We start from the raw sequence: 269 nt of genomic DNA on the forward strand, positions 1-269 counted from the left end.
TGGATTGAAGTCAATATTTGAGACAGGTTTTAAGAGACATTCAGAACCGCGTTTACCTTCCACAGCTCAAATAAATCATTAATCGTGATTAATAACTTATTTGAACCATGGAAAGCATTAAATCAGGCGGCCATTTGGCTCGTAAGTGTTGCGATTTCAACTTGTAAGGGGGTCTGGTAGCCCAGTGAACTATGAATTCTCTTCCTATTGTAGAAAGCATGCACATATTCAAAAAGGACAGCAGCGGCAGTTTCATAATTCTCAAAGAC

1 protein-coding gene is annotated in these 269 nt (G+C 39.0%); it reads right to left on the reverse strand.

Annotated features, from left to right (window positions below; translation table 11 throughout):
• Nucleotides 1–122: 122 nt before the first annotated feature.
• On the reverse strand, nt 123–269 hold a 147-nt coding region (locus FC98_RS15460; protein WP_156637360.1), incomplete at its 5' end, for an IS3 family transposase.

This window comes from Lentilactobacillus kisonensis DSM 19906 = JCM 15041 (genome assembly GCF_001434135.1).
GTDB lineage: Bacteria > Bacillota > Bacilli > Lactobacillales > Lactobacillaceae > Lentilactobacillus > Lentilactobacillus kisonensis.